Origin of the sequence: Streptococcus sp. GMD1S (assembly GCF_000296875.1) — a bacterium.
In the GTDB taxonomy this organism is placed as follows: Bacteria; Bacillota; Bacilli; order Lactobacillales; family Streptococcaceae; genus Streptococcus.
On sequence record NZ_AJQY01000074.1, the window covers coordinates 1 to 3,808 of the forward strand.

2 protein-coding genes are annotated in these 3,808 nt (G+C 44.1%); both read left to right on the top strand.

Annotated elements, in window-relative coordinates; translation table 11 throughout:
• The first annotated feature begins 142 nt into the window (after positions 1–142).
• Positions 143–2,776, top strand: a complete 2,634-nt coding sequence (locus GMD1S_RS06845) for a DEAD/DEAH box helicase family protein (protein ID WP_000901155.1) — start codon at positions 143–145, stop codon at positions 2,774–2,776.
• A gap of 427 nt (positions 2,777–3,203) precedes the next feature.
• Positions 3,204–3,808, top strand: a 605-nt coding sequence (locus GMD1S_RS06850) for a DUF6261 family protein (protein ID WP_000167734.1), incomplete at its 3' end; no start/stop codon positions are given.

Consider the following 3,808-nt stretch of genomic DNA (forward strand, 5'->3'; position numbering starts at 1 on the left):
CCTGTGACATGTAAACTCCTCATAGATAGTATGATTCTACTATACCATATTTTGTGGAGAAAAACTATCTGGATTATCTGACTGGTGAAATAAGTGTGGTAAAATGAGAATAAGAAAATGACGGTATAGAATGAGGGGTATCATGTTAGGTTTAAACTTTAAAGGAAGCTGGCGCCAATATCAAAAACAGGTCTTGGATCGTTTTCAGGACTATCAAGCAGACGGTCATGTTCATCTAGTGGCCGCTCCAGGGTCTGGAAAGACAACCATTGGTATCGAGCTAATCGCTCGTTTTGGTAACCCAGCCCTCATCTTAGTTCCGACTGTCACCATTCGTGAACAATGGGTGGATAGAATACAAACTGCTTTTCTAGAGGATGGTCAGAGGCTTTCAGACCTCGTTTCCCAAAACTTAAAGGAGATGAAGACATTAACGATTGTGACCTATCAGGCTTTTCATAGCGCCATGAACCAATTGCAATCACAAGAAGATGGAGAAGCAGAGGATTTTGTGGGGTTTGATTTGCTTGCAAGCCTAAGAGCTCAGAAAGTTGCGACTCTTTGTTTGGACGAATGCCACCACCTGCGCAATGAATGGTGGAAAAGTCTGGAAGCCTTTCGCAAGCAGTATGGACCGCTGAAACTCATCTCCTTGACAGCGACACCACCTTATGACAGCGAGCCTGAACTTTGGGAACGCTATATCCGTATGTGTGGGGAGATCGATCAAGAAATCACGGTACCTGAACTAGTCAAGGAAGACACTCTTTGCCCTCATCAGGATTTTGTCTATATGTGTTCACCAACAGCTGAAGAGGCGGAACGTCTCAAACGGTTTGAGGAGACTAAGTGGGACTATATTCATCACCTTATAGTCGATCCTGATTTTCAAACATTTGTAGCAGGCTCTAAGGTCCTCAAAGGGGATATTTCATCTGATTTGCTCTTAGAAGATCCCAAGTACTTGTCTGCTATATTGATTTATATACATTCTCAGGGGTTAACGATTTCTCCCTCTTTACAAAATTTACTGGGAACCCAGAAGCTTCCAGCATTGACCTCCTACTGGCTGGAGACGCTGTTGCAGAGCATACTCTATCAGACACCAGATTGGTATAAGGATCCAGATGGATATAAGAAAAAGTTAGAGGCTGACTTGAAGGCGCGTGGGTTGGTGGAAAAACGTCAGGTTTATCTGGTTAAGTCCAAGGCTTCCGATCAGCTTTTAACCCAATCTCTAGGGAAGTTGTCTGCCATTGCCGATATCTTTTTGACGGAGTATGAGAGTCTAGGTCAGGAACTGAGACAGTTAGTACTAGCTGACTATATTCGCAAGGATTTTGCCACCTATCTGGGAGATAATCAGGCAACCATTTCTCAGTTGGGGGTTCTCCCTTATTTTGAAAGCATTCGTCGAAAAGCTCAGGAACAAGAGATACCTGTGTCTTTGGCTGTCTTGTCAGGTAGTGTCGTTATTTTGCCTACCGATGTGGCAGCAGAGTTTAAGGAGCTCTTGCCTCAGGTTCCTCTTAGTTTCTCACCTATTGGTCACTTGGATCCAAAAGATTATGTGCAGGTTAGTTTTCCGAGCTCAGCTAAGGGAATCGTAGCGGCAGTGACGGAGCTTTTTCAACGAGGGCGGATTCAAGTCCTAGTCGGAACCAAATCTCTCCTTGGAGAGGGTTGGGATGCTCCTTGCGTTAATTCCCTAATCCTCGGAAGCTTTGTGGGGAGCTTTATGCTGAGTAACCAGATGCGCGGGCGTGCCGTTCGTATCTGGCCGGGACATCCAGAAAAGACCAGCAACATCTGGCATCTGGTAGCCGTTCAAGCGCAAGCACTCATCACTCTTCCTGGTGAGGAGCCTAGACCAGAGAGCAATCAGGATCTGCAGACCTTGTCGCGACGGATGGAGCATTTTCTTGGATTGGCCTATAATCAGGAGAGTATTGAGACCGGTTTGGATCGTTTGGATTTTCCAAAGCCCCCTTTTAAGAAAAATCAAATTAGTGAGTACAATGAGCGAGTTAAGAGTCTCTCCAAGGATCGATCAGGCTTGAGACAAAAATGGCAGGAAGCTCTTGTCGTAGCGGATCAGTTCGAGGTAGTTACAGAAGTCGCAACTCAAAAACAGAAAATTCCAGTCATGCTCTTTCTTGATGCATTAAAATGGGTTCGCATGTCATTGCTCTTGTTGGCAGTGGATTTGTTGGTCTTGCTATTTAGACTGAGACTGATCGGTGTTTGGTGGCTTACGACAGCCTGTCTCCTCTTTTTGGCCTTTGCCTCTTGGCGTTACCTCCGCTATAAGAGTCCTTATAAACGATTGCAGTCTCTGGGTGAGCAAATCCGAAAGGCTATGCTAGATTCGGGGCATCTAACGGATGATCAATCCCGTGTTCAGGTAGAGGATGACAAGGAAAACTACATGGTCTTTGCCTATCTCAAGGGAGGAAGCATGAGGGACAAGGAGTTGTTTGCACATACTTTGGGAGAGTTCTTTGCTCCAGTGGACAACCAGCGCTATCTCTTGAAGACAGAGAAAGTCCGACAAGGTCAGTCACCTTACTATGTCGTGCCTAGTCTTTTTGACAAGCGCAAGGAAGAAGCGCAGAAATTCCTCGACTTTCTGACACCGACTATCGGACGCTATCATCTCGTCTACACACGAACAGAGACCGGAAGGAAAATCCTTCTAGAAGCTCGTATCAAAGCTCTCTCTAACAAAAACGACCGTATCTTGACTAAGAAGAAGGTTAAAAGTCAGTTGGAGTAGGGGAGGTAGCTATTCGAAGTTTCGAAGATATGAATTTACTAAAGTTTATATGCATTCTAAACTTAGAATGGCAAGAAATACATAAATTTATGAGCATTCTAAGCTTCGGATAGTCTATCTGAGAAAGTTTTGAGGTCTTCGAAGTTTCGAATGATCCTCTTTCCTAAAGTTTAGATGTATTCTAAAGCTAGAAAAGTTAAAATCTAAAAATAGTAAGAGTCTCTAGCTGACAGACGGAAATGTTTCCAGTCAGATAGGGATTTTTTATTTTGGAAATAAAAGATTTGCCCTGAGAAGTACATTTTAGATGGAAATATTGACAGTTCAGAGGAAGGGGGACAAATCTTTTAAAGTAACTGTTAGAATGGATTTATAAATTTAAGGGAAAACTCCTTTTTGAAATAATGAAAATAGAAAGGTTATCATCATGACAAAAACATTCACTATCCGCCCTCTAAGCTACACCAACTTTACCAACCGTGAGTTTGAAAGTCTCATGGTTGACACGGGTCAACTACTAGAAGTTTTTGCCAAGGCACATAAGGACGAGCCTATGTATAGCAAGCACCTCGATTCCTTCAAGAGCAAGCTAGCAGACTTCCAAGGCCAACTCGCTATCGTAGAAAAGAAAGAGACGACGAACCTAACCGAAGTCGATCGCAATCGTGACAGTGCCCTAGTCGGTCTCTTTACTCTTCATAGGGGCTTTGCTAAGATCAAGGAAAGCAAACTCAAAGAAGCCCATGAGACTTTGAAACCAGTCTTTGCCAAGTACAAGGATATCACCAAGCATAGCAATGATGTGGAAACGGCAGAAATCAAGAGCCTGCTCAAAACCCTGAGTGAAGAACCCTACCAGACGGCAGTTACTAGTCTAGGATTGACACCTATGCTCCTTGCAGTCACTAGTGCGCAGGAGGAATATGATAAGGTGGAAAGTCAGGCGCGTGCGCATAAGTCTGCTAAGGAAGTCGGGAAGACCAGACAAGTCCGTACCGAACTAACCAGCATCTACGACCTCTTTATGCGCTA